Origin of the sequence: Pseudophaeobacter sp. TrK17, from assembly GCF_042192375.1 — a bacterium.
Taxonomy (GTDB): domain Bacteria; phylum Pseudomonadota; class Alphaproteobacteria; order Rhodobacterales; family Rhodobacteraceae; genus Pseudophaeobacter.
Map to the genome: position 1 here is coordinate 3,840,803 of NZ_CP071700.1, position 17,715 is coordinate 3,858,517.

Genomic DNA, 17,715 nt, shown 5'->3' on the forward strand with positions numbered 1-17,715 from the left:
TCCATTCCCGTTCCGGGCGGGAGCCCCCCTTTATGCGCAAGGCCTGATGGAGGTATATGGCCTGGCCAAACTCAGGCTCAGCGCAGCAGTTTACCCTCAGGCCAGCTCAAGGTGGTTTCCAGACGGATCAGCCGGTCCGCTCCCGGAGCCAGATCAAACTCCCAGGCCAGAATACCGCGCTGTTTGTCGACATTCTCCTCGCTGACACTGGGCGCGGCACTCCAGCTGATTTCCAGCTCTTCCTGCTCGCTATAGGGCACCCGGTCCACCAGGCGCAGCGGCCAGGTCTCCCCTGTCAGGTTCTCCACAGAAATCTCGACCACTTCCTGCTGCTGGTTACTGCGCGAGATCATCCCACGCTCACCTTCGCTTTTTTGTAATACATCCCGTGTCAGGCGCAGCCCGTGCAGGGCGCCAAAGCCCAGTTCAGCCTCTTGCCCAACGGCCAGTCTTTCGAACTTCGAAAAGGTCACCAGTTTACCATCCACAAACATCGGCACCCGAGCACTTCCCAGCAAGTCACCGTCAAAATCATTGGTAAACTTCGCCACCCGATAGGCGGTTTCATCCCGCATCGGTACCGCAACTGCCAGTACCTCGGCTTCTGTGGTCAGACTGTCCATCTCAAGCTTCAGAAGATCCGGGCCTGAGGCAATGGAGACAGGATGGGAAAAATGATAGCTGGCCCCGGGTCCGCTGGTATCCGCCCCCCAGTGCACACCGCCAGACGCCTCTTCCATGACTATGGGTTCGATGATTGGTTCACTCAAATTGCCTACGCTTGAAGACGCAACTGAGTCACTAAAATCCTGACTGCGCATTTTTGGTTCCGGGCGCGGGTCCTGCAGCCACCGTTGTAGGGCGTTAATCTGGGAAGGTGTCCCGCGCTCCCCCGGTTGCAGGGTTGATATCGTCAGATCAACGCCGTTCCAGTTCTCGCCGGTTGCTTGCCAGACGTCAAAGCCGCGCTTCAGTTCCAGCTCAGGGGTCTCCCCCGTGGTCAAATGCCACTCATAGCTTGGCTGCGAGGACGCGTATCCACTGGTGAAATAGTTCAGCTCCAGCGCGCCGGGTCCGGCTTGGGTCACATCCACCGCAACCACCAGATAGAACCGATTTGCATCCTGAACCGCGACGGCTGCCAGGGCCTGTTCAGCATCTTTCAGCTCCTCTGCAAGGTCCTCCAGCTGATCCTCGATGGCGCGGGCGCGGATCTGGGCCTCCAACGCCTGCTTGCCTGCGGCACCGGCCTCCGTCGCGATCATCCGGGTGATATCGCGCAGGGCCTCCGCGCCAGCCTCTGCCAGGCCCTCATTGCTGCCCAGCTGCTGCAAAAAACCAATCGCCGTTTGCGCCGCCGCCGCGTCGCTCTCGGCCCGGCTTGCCTCATCGCGAACCGCCTGAATACGGGCCTCAACCTCTTTGATCACCGCCTCAGCCGCCAGAACCTCTGGATCGTCAGCCCGTCGTGGCGGCGCGCCATCCTCACGGAACAACAGCGCAGTCTGTCGCGCCCCGGTCAGATCCAGTTGCAGCGTCTCCAGATCCGCCGAATAGGGAATATTGCTCAGGATCAGACGATGTTGGCCGATTGGCAGGTCAAACTCCGCACGGCGGGTGATCGCAGCCACCTCTGGGTAGACCGTGACCTCGGTCACCTGGCTGTTGACGGTAATGTCATCGGCCCAGGCAAGGCTGGCGATCGAACTGGCCAGCAACGACAGCAAGGAGAGGGAAAAACGCATGAATATCTCACAATCAGGTTTGGAGTGCAGGCCCTGTCCCACCGCCCCTGAGTGAAACAGCAGTCGACCCGCTCAATAGTCCTGACAGTAGAGTATCAAGGCGCAGCTAAAAGCAGAAGTTGCCAAGCAGTTGCGATCTGGCGCAAATTTGCCGAAGCTTCGCCACATCAAGAAAGCAAAAACGGCGCCGTTCTGGCACCGTTTTGAACCTCATTGGCTGCGCGACGCAGACTGCACGCGGGCAGCGCCAATGGGAAGAGCATAGTCCCTGGATCAGATCAGTGCTGCGCCACAGGGGCAGCTGCCATCATGCGGGTTGGCGCCTTGCGCACCGGACGCACCCGTTTGAACCGCTGTTCCAGATCTGCGGCAGGAAAGCCCAAGAAGGCACAGGTGCAGATTTTGACATGGCTCTGCGCGTCATAAAGATGCATGTGGCCCTTGGCACGTTTCATGTAAAAGCCCTTGCCCTGCAGCCCCGAGCGCAGCTCTGACCAGGTTTTGGCCTCTTGGAAATGTGGCGTCAGCATGATCCGCAACTGGATGGCCATTTCGGTATCCATACGGTCCTGATCACTGGCACTTGACCAGGCCGTCTGTTGCATGGCTGCGTCGCCGGTTGTCTGTGTTTCGCGTTCAAAATCTTTCGAGTACATGGCTCAAACCCCGTTTTCATATCCCACCCTCAGGATATTGCGTTATGTGGCCAGATTTGGGCAGCCCTGCAAAAGATTAAGGGCCGCCTCTTGCGAAGCAGCCCCCCTAACCTAAAGTGCAAAAAGCTTTAGCCTTTTTTGAGCACTTCCCGGCCCAGAAGTTCGGCAATCTGCACCGCGTTCAGGGCGGCGCCTTTGCGCAGGTTATCGCTGACACACCAGAAGTTCAGGCCGTTATCAATGGTGGAATCCTGGCGTATGCGGCTGATAAACGTGGCAAAATCACCAACGCATTCAACCGGGGTCACATAGCCGCCGTCTTCGCGCTTATCAATCACCATGATGCCAGGTGCCTCGCGCAGGATGTCGCGGGCCTCGTCTTCGTCGAGGAAGTCTTCTGTTTCAATATTGATCGATTCAGAGTGGCCAACAAAGACAGGGACTCGCACACAAGTGGCTGTGACCTTGATCGAGGTGTCGATGATCTTCTTGGTTTCAGCGACCATTTTCCACTCTTCCTTGGTGGAACCGTCGTCAAGAAAGACGTCAATATGTGGAATCACATTGAAGGCAATCTGCTTGGGGTAGACCTTTGGCGGTACTTCTTTGGTCGGGTTGTAAATCGCCTTGGTCTGCTCCCACAGCTCGTCGATCGCCTCTTTGCCCGATCCTGACACAGACTGATAGGTCGACACCACGACGCGTTTGATCTTGGCACGGTCATGCAAAGGCTTCAGCGCCACAACCATCTGCGCGGTCGAGCAGTTGGGGTTGGCGATGATGTTCTTCTTGGCATAGCCATGCACGGCCTCGGGGTTCACCTCGGGCACGATCAGCGGCACATCGGGGTCGTAGCGGTAGAGCGACGAATTGTCGATGACCACACAGCCCGCCTTGGCGGCCTTGGGGGCGTAGATCTTGGTCGCATCAGAGCCAACGGCAAACAGCGCCATGTCCCAGCCAGTGAAATCAAAGGTGTCGAGATCCTGGGTCTTCAACGTCTTCTCGCCGAACGTCACCTCGGTTCCCAGCGATTTACGGCTGGCCAGAACGGCAACCTCATCCGCAGGAAACTGGCGCTCTGCCAGGATGTTCAACATTTCGTGGCCCACATTGCCTGTGGCGCCAACGACGACGACGCGATAACCCATTTTGTTTCTCCAGTATCATCCGACCTCATGGCCGGCTGGGGTCTCATATAGGCAATTGCCCTGCATTTAAAGGGCTTGGTCAGTCCAGCCGGTCGCGGCTGAACAGATAAATCACACATCCCACCGCCAGAGACAGCGCAAAGAAGCCAAAAATCGCCAGATAGGGCGCTGCCGGGGCCGCTCCGGCCATGTTCGAATGCAGCCTGCCGGAGGCAAACTGCATGATTCCAACGCCGCCGATGCCAAAGAAGTTGAGCAGCGTCACGCCCCGCCCCACCAGATGCGGCGGCACAAAGGCGCGGCCATGGGCAATGATCACTGGGAAAGAGCCGCCCACAAAGCCCACAAAGGCCATCACCACGATGGGCATCCAGATCGGCGCGCCAGTCACGGACATCAGGGCGACCATTGCCAACACACCCAGGGCGTTGCCGGTAAAGATCACCCATTTGCGGCTGCCAAAGATCCGGTCCAGCGGCCCATAGGCAAAGGTACCCGCCACCATGGCCACGCCCATGACCAGCGCCGCCAGCCCGACCTCGCCGGTGCTCAGACCGTAGACATCGGTTAAGTAGGGGCCGATCCACAGTCCCCGCAGCGCGCCAGAGGGCGCATAGCAGACAAACATCAAAGGGAAAATCGCCCAGAGCACCGGCATCTTCAGCAGCTCCAGCACCGATCCTTTCTGGCCGCCCTCAGGTTTGGCTGGATCCTGCACCGTCAGGAAAATACCCGCAGCCACCAACCACGAGGCCAGCGCCAGGGTCCAGAGCGTCGCCCGCCAGCCAAGGTGCTCCACCGCAAAGGCCGTCGGGTAAGAGGCCACCAGATTGCCCACCGACCCCATGCCCAGCATCAGGGCCGCCAAAGTGGCAAAGCGGGCCGCCGGGTATTGGCGCGCAAAGATGTAATATGACGCCATCAGAACCGGCGAACAGCCGATGCCGATAAAGAACATCGCCATGCTGACGTGAAAAGGCGATGTCGCCAGTGCAAAGACCGCCGCGCCGCCAGAGCCGCCCAGAAACAACAGCCAGGCAGAGGTCCGGCGTGGTCCCAGATGGTCCAGCGCCCAGCCCACCGGCAGCTGCATCGCCGCAAAGGACAAAAACCACATACCAGACGCATCCGCGAGATCACTGGGCGTGGCGCCAATATCCTGCCCCAGCACCGTGGTCAGAACCCCGAGAAAGGCGCGGAAAAACTGGCTCAGCACATAGGCCAGGCACAACATGATCAATCCAGCCTGCATCTTGAACGCTCCCTTTGGGTAGATCTCTTGCTTTGCGCGTCCATTGAGCATTTGTTGTCACATGTTCGCGACGCGAGCTTGCATGTTTGCAGCCTGGGTACAATTGTTTTGATACCAGACAGCAGAGATTGAGACGGATGATGCATATCGCCAAATTTTACGAATCTCTGCCCCGGCAGAGGCATTTTTCCAGCCTGACAAAGCCAGCAGCCTTTACCCCGCTTCCGGATGACTGGGTGATCTGCTGCAGCGATATCGTCGATTCCACCGGGCTGATTGCCGCCGGGAAGTACAAGACCGTCAACATGGTTGGGGCCTCGGTGATTGCAGCCATGCAGAACGCGCTCGACGGCGCCGCCTTTCCCTATGTCTTTGGCGGCGATGGGACCTCGTTTGCGGTCTCCGCCGCGCAGGCCATGACGGCACGGCGCACTCTGGCCCGTCTGCGCCGCTGGGTGAAACAGGAGTTTGGCATTGCCCTGCGGGTGGCGATGATCCCCGTGCACGAGGTGCGGGCGCAGGGGCTGGATGTCACCGTGGCCCGCCATGCGGTCTCGGACAATGCCGACTACGCAATGTTTTCAGGCGGCGGCCTCGCCTGGGCCGAAGATCAGATGAAGCAGGGCCATTGCGTCATCCCCGAAAACACAGACGAGACACCACCAGATCTGACCGGCTTGTCCTGCCGCTGGAACACGATTCCCGCACGCAATGGGCTAATCCTGTCGCTGGTGATGGTGCCAGGGCCAAAGGCGACAGCGGCGCAGTTTTCCAGGGTGGCGGCAGAGATCCTGACCCGGACAGCGGCTTTGGCGCGGGGCGGCCATCCGGTCGCCGCCGAAGGACCGGGGATCGCCCTGCTGCCACGGGGGCTCGGTCTGGAAGCCAAACTGACCCATGGCAGCGGATCAGTGCTGCGCAAGTGGCTTAGTCTGATGGTCGGCACCATGCTGACGAGCTGGTTGTTCCGCCACAAAAAGCCCATGGGCCAGTTTGATCCAACCCACTACCTTGCGGTGATGAGCGACAATGCCGACTATCGAAAGTTCGACGACGGGCTCAAAATGACCATTGATTGCACCCCAGATCTGCAAAGCGAGATCACGGCTATCCTGCAGAAGGCCCAGACCGCCGGGCATATCCGGTTTGGCCTGCATGCGCAGGATGAGGCCCGACTCACCTGTATCGTGCCCTCCGCAAGCAGCGATGATCACGTCCATTTTGTCGATGGCGCCGCAGGGGGATACACCCGCGCCGCCAGCAATATGGGTAAAATTCAAAGAGAATGAGCCGGAGTATCAGCTCCTGACGCATCCCCCCAAAGACGAGCTTTGGGGGGCCAGGCTTGCAATCAGACTTTCTGAAACAGACCCGCCTTGGGATCGTAGCATTCCAACCCGCCTTCTCCGATGTCGGTCCACAACCCATGCAGGCTGAGACTGTCGCCTTTGACGGCCTCCGAGATAAAGGGAAAGGTCATCAGATTTTCCAGCGATGCCACAACCGCCTGACGTTCAAACTGGCGCGCCTGGTGGTCGTCGTCCTCGATTTCGGCAACCAGATCGAACTTGGGCTTAAGGATATCCATCCAACGCCCGACAAAGCTGTCCTTGGCTTCCAGGGTTGGCGCATGGCCTTTGCACATATCAATACAGCCCTGTACGCCGCCACATTGCGAATGGCCCAGAACGATAAGATGCGAGACTTTCAGCACGGTTACAGCATATTCCACCGTCGCACTGGTGCCGTGGTAATCGCCATCGGGCGCATAGGGCGGGACCAGATTGGCAATATTGCGGTGGATAAAGAACTCCCCCTGATCGGCGCCAAAGATCGAGGTCACATGGACCCGGCTGTCACAACAGGAAATCACCATCGCCCGAGGCCGCTGTCCTTCGGTCGCGAGCCGGCGATACCACCCCTGGTTCTCCGCATAGGAGGTGGCCTTCCAGCCGTGATAGCGGGTGACCAGATAGCTGGGTAGAGGTTTGGCAAATTCCATTGAGAGCATCCTCTTGTGAGTGTTCGCGGCGCTAATATCCTAAATTGATAGCAAATTCGAGGGATTTGAACAGTCCGGTGGAAACCTTTTGACAACCACTGGCAGGCAAATTGGCCTCGTGCCGTGGGGGTACAATAAATTTAGGGTGAATGTGGTGGCTAATATACTCACTGTCATGCAAGCAGAGAACGTGCATCTTGATCCAGACAAACTGGGCGAGCTGTACGCGCAACTGGGCGAAGCCGGAGCCGAAGATGTCGTTTGTCGCGCCATCGAGGAACTGGCTGTGCGCCTGACGCATTGCGAACGACTTTGGCGTCAGAACAACATGGTTGATCTGCGCAAAAACGCGCGATCCTTGATCGCAATAGCGGAACAGATCGGGATGAGCGCCATGGCGTCCATTGCCCGCGATGTCACCGCGGCAATTGATAACGAGGACGCACCCGCCGTGGCCGCGATCCTGTTCCGGCTCCTTCGGGTCGGCGAGCGCTCCCTGACAGCTGTCTGGGATCAGCAAGACATTACCGTTTGAACGCCTAGATCAAACGCCAAGACCAAACGCACTTTCTGAACGGCTTGACCCAACAGGAAGACAGACCACTAGAACTGTAGTGTAAAATGCCTACATGCCAGGCCGCCCTGGAGACCTAAATGGTCTCCGGCGGCCTTGGCCTGTTTGAGGGTCCGTTATTGTGGCATGCGCCAGGGCTGTGTATCGCCGCGCAGATTTCCCCAAAACGCTTGCAGCACCAAAACTCTGGCAACACCTAAAACTCTGGCAACAAATGACAGGCGGCACTTGCAGGCAGCGGGCAGGCATATACTCTGACCGCACCTGACGCCCAACCGGAGTATCCTTTATGGCCCCTTGCTTTGCACCAGTCTCTGACACTGCTGTTTCTCTCTCTCTGATGGAGCAGGATCAGCTGCAAGCCTGGCTACAGAATCAGCCCGCGTCACTCCAGGACTGGGTCACGACCAATGGCTTTACCGCAGGCTGCGGTCAGGCGCTGTTGGTTCCGGGAATCGATGGTGCTGCGCCCTTTGCCCTGGCGGGCTATGGCACAGCCACGCAGCGCAGGCGCCAACGCTTTACCCTGGCCGCCGCCGCAGAAAAACTGCCTGCAGGCTGCTATCAGCTACAGACCGAGACACCGGGCCTGGCCCAGCTGGACACCGAGACGCTGTCGACGGAATGCCTTGGCTGGCTGCTGAGCCAATACCGTTTTAGCCGCTACAAAAGCACCACACCGATGGCGGCAAGCCTGATTGCCCCGGCGACGGTTGATGCCGCCGCGATCGAATCGCTGGCCGCTGCCGAATGGCTGACACGGGACCTGATCAACACCCCCGCCGCCGACATGGGGCCTGCCGAATTGGAGGCCGCAGTTGAGGCCCTGGCGGCTGAGTTTGACGCCTCCGTCGGGGTGATCACCGGCGCCGATCTGCTGGAGGCGAATCTGCCGCTGATCCATACGGTTGGCCGCGCCGCAGATCAGGCTCCACGGCTGATTGACCTGCATTGGGGCAGTTCCGGGCCAAAGCTGACCCTGGTGGGCAAGGGCGTCTGCTTTGACACCGGCGGGCTGAACCTGAAACCCGGCGCCAGCATGGGGTTGATGAAAAAGGACATGGGCGGGGCTGCAAATGTTCTGGGTCTGGCGCGGATGATCATGGCAGCCGGGCTGCCAATTCAGCTACGGGTGCTGATCCCCGCAGTAGAGAACGCCGTCTCTGGCAATGCTTTCCGCCCCGGTGATGTGCTGCCCTCGCGCAAGGGGCTGACGGTTGAGATCAACAACACCGATGCCGAGGGCCGCCTGGTGCTGGCCGATGCCCTGACCCTGGCGGATGAGGGCGAACCTGATCTGGTGATCTCGATGGCCACCCTGACCGGGGCTGCACGGGTGGCGGTTGGCCCGGATCTGGCCCCGTTTTACACAGATCACGACGCGGATGCCGCCGCGCTGGCGACCCAGGCAGCCCCGCAGGCGGACCCGGTCTGGCGGATGCCCTTTCACGCCCCCTATGAGAGCATGATCGAACCCGGTATTGCCGATCTCGACAATGCACCTGCGGGCGGATTTGCCGGCTCAATCACCGCCGCCCTGTTCCTGCGCCGCTTTGTCGGCGAAAGCCGCTATATGCATTTTGACATCTACGGCTGGACCCCCAGTGCCGCGCCGGCCCGGCCCAAGGGCGGCACCGGCCAGGGCTGCCGGGCACTGTTTGCCGCACTGCCCGACCTGCTGGGATTGTAAGCACCATGTCAGAGAGTGGCTCAGAATGTGCACGTATTGCCCTGCCTGTTGTTGACCTGTTGCGCGCCCCCGACGGGCCGCGCGACCGGCAGCTTTTGTGTGGTGACGCGGTAGAGATCCTGGATCAGAATCAGGGTTGGGCCCATATTCGCGCCACCAAGGATGGCTACCACGGCTATCTGCCCGATACGGCCCTGGCCCCGGCGCAAACCAACAGCCATTGGATCAGCGCTCCAGCCAGCCACGCCTATAGCGCTGCCGATTTCAAATCCCCCGACCTGGCCGCGCTCAGCTTTGGCAGTCAGGTCCTGGTCTCAGGCTTTGAGGGCAGATTTGCAGCAACCGATCAGGGCTATATCCCAAGGGTGCATCTTACCCCCATGGAGCAGCAGCTGCACGATCCGCTGTCTGTGGCCATGGGCTTTCTTGGCACCCCCTATCTTTGGGGCGGCAACAGCCGCTTTGGCATTGATTGCTCAGGGCTGGTGCAACTGGCCTGCCTCGCCTGTGGCATTGCCTGCCCCGGCGACAGCGGCCCACAAGAGCGCCAATTGGGAACACTTTTGCCCCCCGGCAGCGCCTATCAGCCTGGAGATCTGTTGTTCTGGAAAGGCCATGTTGCCTGGGTCCAAGACCCCGACACCCTGCTACATGCCAATGTCCATGCCATGGCTGTGGCGCTGGAACCGTTGCAACAGGCGATTGCCCGCATTGCCGACCAGGGCGACGGCCCAGTAACGGCACACCGGAGATTGCCGCAGATCGGCTGAGCCACACCGGAGCCGAGGCTATTTCACCGCCCGGATGAGTTTGCGTTCCAGCACCCGCAGCACCGCCTTCAGGTCGCTGCCGCGTTTCAGGATCTGGCCATCCATCCCCACCACCGCATAGAGCCCCTGGCGATTGCGCAGTTTGGGGTGTTTTTCGATCCGGTACAGCGGATTTTCAGCGGTGCGGCGAAACACTGAAAACACCGCAAGCTCCCGCAGGCAGGAAATCCCGTAATCACGCCACTCTCCGGCGGCCACCATGCGGCCATAGAGCGACATGATCACCGACATTTCACGTCGGTCAAAGGCCACTTGCTGCGGGATAGGCACGCCCGACTTGGGCGGAATGGGATCCATAGTCATATCCTGAGACTCGCCGCAACGACGAGATTAATCAAGGTGTTTTGCACCTGCCCGGCCTCAGCCTAGGCAGGCCCTGCCTCAGCGATGCGCCTCCGGCACCCAATCGGCGGTCTCCTGGTTCCAAAACCGGTTTGGGTTTGCCTCATCCTGGCCGCGCCGATGCAGGCTGCGCGCGGCCGCAATCAGCTGGATCACCGGTTCTTCATAGGGATGGGCGTGGTAAATGGCACAGAGCAGCGGCTCCAACGCTTGCCCCTGCTTGGGCACAAAGATCTGCAGCTCAACACAGGCCACCGCGACGGCCTGATCCGTGGCCCGGTTGCGGGCCTGTGGCAGGGTGCGAAACTGCTGCACCCCGGCGCGGGTGGTATAGGCCACTTGATCATAGTCCCCCCAGTGCAATGGCTCCTGAGACAGCACCGCCTGCAAAACCCGCCCGGCGGCCTCCTGTGGCACCTGAACCAGCACCCGTGTGCCCTGTTCGATGGTAAAGCGGTCGCAGTGGATTGTGTCAAAGGCCTCAGGCATTGGTCAGTTCCTCACAGCGTAGTCCAAGAATGTTCTCCAGCGCCCGTGCCCCGACCCCGGTCATCTGCAGCCCGCGTTTGTGGCTGTTGCGCGTCACCCATGCCTGATCAAAGAAATGAGCAAGGATCTGTTTTCCCAGTGGACCTGCTACATGCAGCTTGCGCTCGGTCCAATCCATGCAGGGGCGGGCAAAGGGCTGGCGCGCCTGCGCAGATGCAGGCATTTGCGGCAGGTGCACGCCCAGCTTTTGCCAGGTCTCGTGGTCACAGACGCGAAAGCCGCCGTTTTCCTCGACCAGCATGCCTCGGTCCAGAACTTGCCCGGTGATAGCCACTGCCAGAGGGCCCGCGAGGTGGTCATAGCAACTGCGCAGCGGGGCAATATCGCCCGCCTTGCGCCGCTGGGCCAGATGCAGATGAGAACTGGGCGCGATGGCCGCCAGTTGCTCCAGCACCCCGGCCACCTCGCTATTGGCGAGGCGGTGAAACACGCAGCGCCCGCGTTTCTCGGCCAGGACCAGCCCGGCGTTTTGCAACATGCGCAGATGCGCCGTGGCGGTCTGGGCGGTGATGCCCGCCGCCGAGGCCAGTTCCTTGTTGGTGAAAGACCGCCCCTCCATCAGCTCACACAGCATCCGGGTGCGGCTGGCATCGCTCAGGGCCTGGCCAATGATATCAAAGCGTGGTGTTGTCATGTCCCAAGGCTAGCCCTTTGCGGCCCCCCTGCCCATAGAATTCCCTTCGCTGCAGAGCGAACAATGCGTGAGGGGGTGCGCCCATAGGCACAAGCTCTGTTGTTGGCAGCCCGAAGCCCATCGCAGTGCATCCAGCCGCTGCCGCGCAGTTTAACGCAGAAATAACCTGAGTGGTGGACACTGCTCCGACCATGGCCAGGCAAGCAGCCAGCAGGCGCCCGGCACCCTGCCCGCTTTTTGGTCTCAGCTTTCGTTTTGGTCAAACGCTCCCTGTTTGGCCATGCCCCCTCTTGGTGGAGAAATATAATGACCTCTGGTTCCAGCCCCCGTCACAAGGGGACACGCCACCGTTTTTCCGCGCTTGCCAAGCGGGTCTGTCGGCGGATGATCGGCGCTTTCAGTGCTCTCGGCCTGTGCTTAGGCTTGCTCAGCGCTGATCTATATGCCGGCAGCGCGGTGATCACCGATAAACAGATTCAGGCCCGTCTGGCCTTGATGCGTCAACAAAAAGAAGCGCTCCTCAGCCTCAGCGAAATGATGGCGGGGCGGCGGGTCTACACCCCCCAGACGGCCAAGGCCGCGCGGCGGGTGCTGATGAACAACACTCGCAGGATCCCCAAACGTTTTGCCAAGCAGCGCATGGACCCCAATTCCTATGCTCGCCCCGAAATCTGGGCCCAGTGGCAGGATTTTGAGGCCCGCGCCGAGGTCGCACGACAGGCAGCAAAACAGATCAGCGCCAATTCTGTGAACGGGCTGCGCCGCAGCCTGCCAACGATGATACAGGCCTGCCACAGCTGCCATCAAACCTATCGCACGACGCCCAATCAGGCGATCACGCATTAACCCGTTTGGCAAGACATCGGGCGGAATGACCCCGCAGATAGCCCCCCGCGGCGGTTAGGTCGAAACCACAGCATAGCGGGCGAGAAAGGTATCAACCGCGCCCTCAATAATCCTGCTGCGTTCTTCCTCTGTAAAGCTCGCGTCGATGTTGAACAAAAAACGCGGCACAAGATCGGCGCGGCAAAGTTCGGCAAACTGATCGGCAGCGAGGTCAAAATCCTCGACCTGCAATTCGCCCCTAGCCGCGGCACTGCAAAGATAGTCGCGAATTTTGCCGCGAATCAACAATGGACCGCTCTCATAAAACTGGCGTCCAAGGTCAGGAAAGCGATCAGCCTCAGCCACGCAGATACGAAACATCCGCAGGCCAAAGTCAGACAGGCTGATGGACAAGATATGCCCAGCTGCAGCTCGCAAAATTTGACGCGGAGTACTGGAACAAGTCGCCAGATCCATCGGCGCGTCCGCCTGTCGAGCACATTCGCTGCGGGCGACCTCCATGAACAACAGACGTTTATCCGGAAAATAGCTGTAAAGCGTCGCCTTGGAGACCCCGGCCGCGCGTGCAATATCGTCAACGCTGGCGCCTTCAAACCCATCTGCCAAAAACACCTCACGCGCGCCCTTGAGAACCTGATCAAACTTCCGTCCGGTTCGCAGAATGCTGGCGTGTTTGTTCATGGCTGACCTCGTGGCGCTGGCGGGATGGAACCACCACTCTAACCGAGAGAACGGTAGCGCAAAACCATTCTCTTTGCTCTTGTTTCGCGCCTGTCCAAAAGGCCAAGTCCGAGGACTTCCCAAGTGACCTGCAGGGCCAAGCGCTCCCGCCCACCCTTCAGCCTTCTGACGAAGGCTGGGGCCGTTGGGGGTGGCGCCGCGCTGCCGCGCGGCGCGGTCGCACGGCCCAAAGCCTGTTCCGCCCCGCGGACCTGTCACTCCGGCCTGCAACCCAGACGTCCCTCCACTTTCCCGAACCAAAGCACCACAGTGGGCCGCTTGTTTGGTCCAGATCTCAAACGGGAAAATCTCAAATCAGGCGAGCCCCTCCTGGGGCGGATCAGGGCTGGATCACCCACGCCGCGCGGCAGCGCGGCGCCCGGCCCAACGGGAGGCGGGCATTATGGATGCCCAAACGACGGGCGGGAGCCCCCCTTTGCTTTTCCCTGCTCCTTTGCAAACAACGCCCAGCTTTCCATCTTGCCTTTTTACCAAAAGCCGCTACCACTCTGGCAATGGCCGATATTTTCTTCAGAACACTGCCCTTCTTTGCAATCATCGGCCTCGGCTATTGGGCGGGTCGAACGCGGTTCTTCACCGAAGAGGCCACCGCCTATCTCACCAAATTCATCTTTTTCTTCCCGCTCTCGGCGATGATCTTTCGCTTTTCCGCCAATCTCTCCTTTGCCGAGATCTTTGATCCCAACTTGGTTCTGGCCTACCTGGCAGGCACTATGGCGGTCTATCTGCTGGTCACGCTTGTTGCTCTGCTGCGCCGCCTGGACATGCCCACCGCCGCCGTCGAGGCCCAATGCGCCGCCATCGGCAATGTTGGCTTTCTGGGCCTGCCAATGATGGCCATCCTTTTTGGTGAGGCCTCCATTGCGCCGATGATGCTGGTGCTCAGCGTTGATCTGGTGGTGTTTTCCTCACTGATCGTCATCCTGATCAACCTTGGGCGCGGTTCTGGCCTGGGGATGGCAACACTCAAGCTGGTGCTGCTCGGACTGCTGCGCAATCCGATGATTTTGGCCATCTGCGCCGGCCTCGCCTGGTCCGCCTCTGAGCTCCCGATCCCGGAGCCGATGAACGATTTTCTGTCGATCCTGGGTGGGGCTGCCACCCCCGGAGCGCTGTTTGCCATTGGTGCCTCGCTGGCGTCAAAATCGGCTGAACGGATGCAGATCGCCGTCTGGATCAGCTTTGCCAAACTGGTGCTGCACCCGCTCTGTGTCGCGCTTTGCGTCATCATCCTGTTTCCGGTCAACAGCTACTCTGCCATGGTGGCCATTGCAGCGGCCTCTCTGCCGGTGGCGGGCAACGTCTATATGCTGGCACAGCATTATGGCGTGGCACCACACCGGGCCTCGGCGGCCATTTTGATTTCCACCCTGGTCTCCATCTTCACCGTGCCCATGGTGATCGCCTGGGTCACGCAGCTGTAGTCGCCCGCTTTTTGCCCCCACTATTCAGGTTATTGTAACGCGATTGCCGCATTAACTGGCCCAGCTGTCGCGCCTCTACTGGACCCGCGCCGTCCTGACAGGTAGCGATAGGGCAACCATAGATAGGAGCGGCTCCATGGAAACCATTTCGCAAAACAAAGCCTTTGGTGGCAATCAGGGCGTCTACCGCCACAAAAGCACTGCCACCAACTGCGACATGACCTTTGGCCTGTTCCTCCCAGAAGAAGCCAAGGACGGGCCAGTGCCAATCCTGTGGTATCTCTCGGGCCTGACCTGCACCCATGAAAACGCCATGACCAAGGCCGGCGCCCAGGCCTGGTGCGCCGAACAGGGCATCGCCATCGTGTTTCCCGACACCAGCCCCCGTGGGGAAGGGGTCGCGGATGACGCGGCCTATGACCTGGGCCAGGGCGCGGGCTTTTACGTCAACGCCACCCAAGAGCCCTGGGCGGCGCACTACCAGATGTGGGACTATATCGCCGAAGAGCTGCCCGCGCTGCTGGCGGAAAACTTTGCCATCGACCTGGACCGCCAGGCCATCACCGGCCACTCCATGGGGGGCCACGGCGCACTGACCTTGGCAATGAACCTGCCGGGCCGGTTCAAATCGGTCTCGGCCTTTGCACCGATCTGCAATCCAACCGGCGCCGACTGGGGCCGCAAGCAGCTCACCGCCTATCTGGGGGAGGATGAGACCACCTGGGCCAAGCATGATGCCTCATTGATGATGCGGGACACAGGGTTTGACGGACCGGTGCTGATTGATACCGGCACCACCGACCAGTTCATCGACCTGTTGCGTCCCGAAGCCCTGGCCGCCGCCCTGGCCGAAAAGCGGCAAGAGGCCACCCTGCGCCTGCAGCCGGGCTATGATCACAGCTATTTCTTTGTCTCCAGCTTCATGGAAGATCACGTCACCTTCCACGCCGAAGCCCTGTACCGGGATTAAACCATGAACACTGCCGCCTCCCCAACGATGACCGATTTCGACTACGACCTGGTGATTATCGGCTCCGGCCCCTCGGGGCGGACCGCTGCCATCCAGGCCGGCAAGCTCAAACGCCGGGTGCTGGTCATCGACCGGGCAGACCGGCTGGGCGGGGTTTCGGTCCATACCGGCACTGTGCCCTCCAAAACCCTGCGCGAAACCGTGCTGAACCTTTCTGGCTGGCGCGAGCGCAGCTTTTATGGCCGCTCCTACCGGGTCAAAGACCAAATTGCCGCCGAAGACCTGAAGGCCCGGCTGCATATGACCCTGGACCACGAGGTCGATGTGCTGGAGCACCAGTTCAACCGCAACCACGTGGAATGGCTGGCCGGTCTGGCCAAATTCATTGGCCCAAATGAGGTCGAAGTCGCCACCGAGGCCGGGGACACCAGCCGGATCACCGCAGAGAAGTTTCTGATTGCCACCGGCACCCGCACCTACCGGCCAAAGGATGTGCCTTTTAACGGTAAAACCGTTGTCGACGGCGATGAGTTCCTGGATATGGCTGCGATCCCGCGCTCGCTGGTAGTTGTTGGAGCCGGCGTCATCGGGGTGGAATATGCCACCATGTTTTCGACCTTGGACGTGCGCGTTACGCTAATTGAGCCCCGCGACAGCTTTCTGGATTTCATCGACAGCACCCTGATCCAGGATTTCACCCATCAGATCCGTGAAAACGGTGTTGATCTGCGTCTTGGCTCTGCCATCGACACGATCGAGGACGCGGGCAGCCATATCGAGGTCTCGCTGGACAATGGCCGTCATGTCCGCGGTGAAATGCTGCTGTTTGCCGCCGGGCGCATGGGCAATACCGATGGGCTGAACCTTGAGGCCGTTGGGCTGGAGACCGATCACCGGGGCCGTCTCAGCGTCGAGCGCAAGACCTATCAAACCGCCGTGCCGCATATCTATGCCACTGGCGATGTCATCGGCCACCCGTCGCTGGCCTCCACCTCGTTGCAGCAGGGCCGTGTTGCCGCCTGCCACGCGCTGGAAACGCCCACCCTGCCGGAAAGCCCCTGGTACCCCTATGGCATTTATTCAGTGCCAGAGATGTCCACCTGCGGCATGTCCGAAGAGGAACTGCAAGAGCGTGGCATCCACTACGAGATCGGCGTCGCCCGCTTCCGCGAGACCTCGCGCGGGCATATCATGGGGCTGGAACACGGCATGCTGAAGATGCTGATCAGCCTCAAAACCCGCCGGGTTCTGGGGGTGCAGATCGTCGGCGAAGGCGCGACCGAGCTGATCCACATCGGCCAGGCGGTGATGAACCTGCAGGGCACCGTGGACTACTTTGTCCAGAACACCTTCAACTACCCCACCCTGGCCGAAGCCTATAAGATCGCCGGGTTGGACGCCTTTAATCGGATGCCCATCCCAGAGGAATTCAAGGCGAAAAAGCCCGCAAAATCGACTGCACAGGCCCCGGCCAAAGCCTCAACCAAAGCCCCAACCAAAGCCAAGGATAAACCCGCCGAGGCCAGCAAAGACACTGACGAAAAGACAGCCAAGTGAGCGCGCTCTATATTGATGCGGATGCCTGCCCGGTCAAAGAAGAGGCCGAGCGGGTGGCCAGCCGCCACAAGCTGAAAATGTATGTGGTCTCCAACGGCGGCTTGCGCCCCTCGCGCAATCCCCTGGTGGAGAATATTATCGTCTCCGAAGGCGCCGATGTCGCCGACATGTGGATCGCCGAGCGCTGCGGCACCGGCGATGTGGTTGTCACTGGCGACATCCCCCTGGCGGCCAAATGTATCGAAACCGGCGCCCAGGTACTGCGCCACAATGGCGAACGCTTCACCCCGGCCAATATCGGCCAGCAACTGGCGATGCGCGATCTGATGGCCGACCTGCGGGCCGCCAATCCGCTGGGGGCCGGCGGCTCCGGCAAGGGTTTTACCAAGGCGGATCGGTCGCGTTTTCTGGACGCATTGGAACGCGAGATCCGCGCCGCGAAGTCAGCAACCTGAGTGTAAGAAACCCTTTTAAAAAAGCGATTTTTGCACTGTCTGGGAATTGGCACTGCACTCTGTGATTACACCGGCGCAGAATTGGCCGGGATGAGCCGCCGCCAGGCTGACAGGATCCGTGGCCTCCAGCAGGTCGCGGGTCAAGGAGGGCCGCAAGGCCCCCGCGTCAGCGGCTTGTCCTTGAGGCGGGATCTGTTGGTATAGACTGGAGGCGGCGTGTTTGAAGGGCAGCATGCCCCCTCAAACCGCTTCTCAGCAAATAAAATTTCTGCCAGCCACAGGTGCAGGAGCTGGCAC

Annotated in this window: 18 protein-coding genes; 9 read left to right on the plus strand and 9 right to left on the minus strand. The window is 60.2% G+C overall.

Features of this window, described 5'->3' with window-relative positions:
- Window positions 1-77 precede the first annotated feature (77 nt).
- From JZI28_RS18315 to JZI28_RS18330, 4 genes are all read right to left on the minus strand, one after another.
- Window positions 78-1,745: a mucoidy inhibitor MuiA family protein gene (locus JZI28_RS18315; RefSeq protein ID WP_375698518.1), complete on the minus strand. Its 1,668-nt coding sequence runs from the start codon at window positions 1,743-1,745 to the stop codon at window positions 78-80.
- A gap of 278 nt (window positions 1,746-2,023) precedes the next feature.
- The gene (locus JZI28_RS18320) at window positions 2,024-2,401 is read right to left on the minus strand and encodes an aspartate-semialdehyde dehydrogenase (RefSeq protein WP_295455470.1); all 378 of its coding nucleotides are present in this window, start codon (window positions 2,399-2,401) and stop codon (window positions 2,024-2,026) included.
- A gap of 128 nt (window positions 2,402-2,529) precedes the next feature.
- The gene (locus JZI28_RS18325) at window positions 2,530-3,552 is read right to left on the minus strand and encodes an aspartate-semialdehyde dehydrogenase (RefSeq protein ID WP_348152263.1); all 1,023 of its coding nucleotides are present in this window, start codon (window positions 3,550-3,552) and stop codon (window positions 2,530-2,532) included.
- A 79-nt stretch (window positions 3,553-3,631) separates the two neighbouring features.
- Complete coding sequence (locus JZI28_RS18330; protein ID WP_375700122.1) at window positions 3,632-4,804, minus strand: MFS transporter; 1,173 nt, start codon at window positions 4,802-4,804, stop codon at window positions 3,632-3,634.
- Between the two features lie 137 nt (window positions 4,805-4,941).
- Between JZI28_RS18330 and JZI28_RS18335 the strand changes: the two genes are divergently transcribed.
- Window positions 4,942-6,093, plus strand: a complete 1,152-nt coding sequence (locus JZI28_RS18335) for a DUF3095 domain-containing protein (RefSeq protein WP_375698519.1) — start codon at window positions 4,942-4,944, stop codon at window positions 6,091-6,093.
- 62 nt (window positions 6,094-6,155) lie between these two features.
- On the opposite strand, the gene JZI28_RS18340 is transcribed toward JZI28_RS18335, so the two are convergent.
- Complete coding sequence (locus JZI28_RS18340) at window positions 6,156-6,806, minus strand: carbonic anhydrase (RefSeq protein ID WP_295455463.1); 651 nt, start codon at window positions 6,804-6,806, stop codon at window positions 6,156-6,158.
- A 175-nt stretch (window positions 6,807-6,981) separates the two neighbouring features.
- Between JZI28_RS18340 and JZI28_RS18345 the strand changes: the two genes are divergently transcribed.
- The 3 genes from JZI28_RS18345 (at window position 6,982) to JZI28_RS18355 (ending at window position 9,840) form a co-directional block, all read left to right on the plus strand.
- Window positions 6,982-7,341, plus strand: coding sequence for a hypothetical protein (locus JZI28_RS18345; RefSeq protein ID WP_295455558.1), 360 nt, complete (start codon window positions 6,982-6,984; stop codon window positions 7,339-7,341).
- 328 nt (window positions 7,342-7,669) lie between these two features.
- On the plus strand, window positions 7,670-9,070 hold the full coding sequence (locus JZI28_RS18350; protein ID WP_375698520.1) for a M17 family metallopeptidase: 1,401 nt from the start codon (window positions 7,670-7,672) through the stop codon (window positions 9,068-9,070).
- A 5-nt stretch (window positions 9,071-9,075) separates the two neighbouring features.
- The gene (locus JZI28_RS18355) at window positions 9,076-9,840 is read left to right on the plus strand and encodes an NlpC/P60 family protein (protein WP_375698521.1); all 765 of its coding nucleotides are present in this window, start codon (window positions 9,076-9,078) and stop codon (window positions 9,838-9,840) included.
- Window positions 9,841-9,858: 18 nt separating this feature from the next.
- Here the strand turns inward: JZI28_RS18355 and JZI28_RS18360 are convergent, their stop codons facing one another.
- The 3 genes from JZI28_RS18360 to JZI28_RS18370 all read right to left on the minus strand — a co-directional run bounded on the left by JZI28_RS18360 (window position 9,859) and on the right by JZI28_RS18370 (window position 11,425).
- Window positions 9,859-10,197 (minus strand): DUF2794 domain-containing protein, encoded by a 339-nt coding sequence (locus tag JZI28_RS18360; RefSeq protein WP_375698522.1) that lies wholly within the window; start codon window positions 10,195-10,197, stop codon window positions 9,859-9,861.
- An 84-nt stretch (window positions 10,198-10,281) separates the two neighbouring features.
- The gene (locus JZI28_RS18365) at window positions 10,282-10,731 is read right to left on the minus strand and encodes a hypothetical protein (RefSeq protein WP_375698523.1); all 450 of its coding nucleotides are present in this window, start codon (window positions 10,729-10,731) and stop codon (window positions 10,282-10,284) included.
- Window positions 10,724-11,425, minus strand: a complete 702-nt coding sequence (locus tag JZI28_RS18370) for an ArsR/SmtB family transcription factor (RefSeq protein WP_375698524.1) — start codon at window positions 11,423-11,425, stop codon at window positions 10,724-10,726. The genes JZI28_RS18365 and JZI28_RS18370 overlap by 8 nt, the downstream gene beginning before the upstream one ends.
- 306 nt (window positions 11,426-11,731) lie before the next feature.
- Between JZI28_RS18370 and JZI28_RS18375 the strand changes: the two genes are divergently transcribed.
- Window positions 11,732-12,271, plus strand: a complete 540-nt coding sequence (locus JZI28_RS18375; protein WP_375698525.1) for a c-type cytochrome — start codon at window positions 11,732-11,734, stop codon at window positions 12,269-12,271.
- 54 nt (window positions 12,272-12,325) lie between these two features.
- On the opposite strand, the gene JZI28_RS18380 is transcribed toward JZI28_RS18375, so the two are convergent.
- The gene (locus tag JZI28_RS18380; RefSeq protein WP_375698526.1) at window positions 12,326-12,952 is read right to left on the minus strand and encodes a TetR/AcrR family transcriptional regulator; all 627 of its coding nucleotides are present in this window, start codon (window positions 12,950-12,952) and stop codon (window positions 12,326-12,328) included.
- Between the two features lie 554 nt (window positions 12,953-13,506).
- Here JZI28_RS18380 and JZI28_RS18385 point away from each other — a divergent pair.
- The 4 genes from JZI28_RS18385 to JZI28_RS18400 all read left to right on the plus strand — a co-directional run bounded on the left by JZI28_RS18385 (window position 13,507) and on the right by JZI28_RS18400 (window position 17,418).
- Window positions 13,507-14,436 carry an AEC family transporter gene (locus JZI28_RS18385; RefSeq protein WP_375698527.1) on the plus strand — a complete coding sequence of 310 codons (930 nt, stop codon included), beginning with the start codon at window positions 13,507-13,509 and terminating at the stop codon, window positions 14,434-14,436.
- A gap of 136 nt (window positions 14,437-14,572) precedes the next feature.
- Complete coding sequence (fghA, locus tag JZI28_RS18390) at window positions 14,573-15,406, plus strand: S-formylglutathione hydrolase (protein WP_375698528.1); 834 nt, start codon at window positions 14,573-14,575, stop codon at window positions 15,404-15,406.
- Window positions 15,407-15,433: 27 nt separating this feature from the next.
- Complete coding sequence (gene sthA, locus JZI28_RS18395; RefSeq protein WP_353397058.1) at window positions 15,434-16,963, plus strand: Si-specific NAD(P)(+) transhydrogenase; 1,530 nt, start codon at window positions 15,434-15,436, stop codon at window positions 16,961-16,963.
- Entirely contained in the window at window positions 16,960-17,418 is a 459-nt protein-coding gene (locus JZI28_RS18400; RefSeq protein WP_295455031.1) for a YaiI/YqxD family protein, read from the plus strand. Before sthA ends, JZI28_RS18400 begins: the two co-directional genes overlap by 4 nt.
- Window positions 17,419-17,715: the final 297 nt, after the last annotated feature.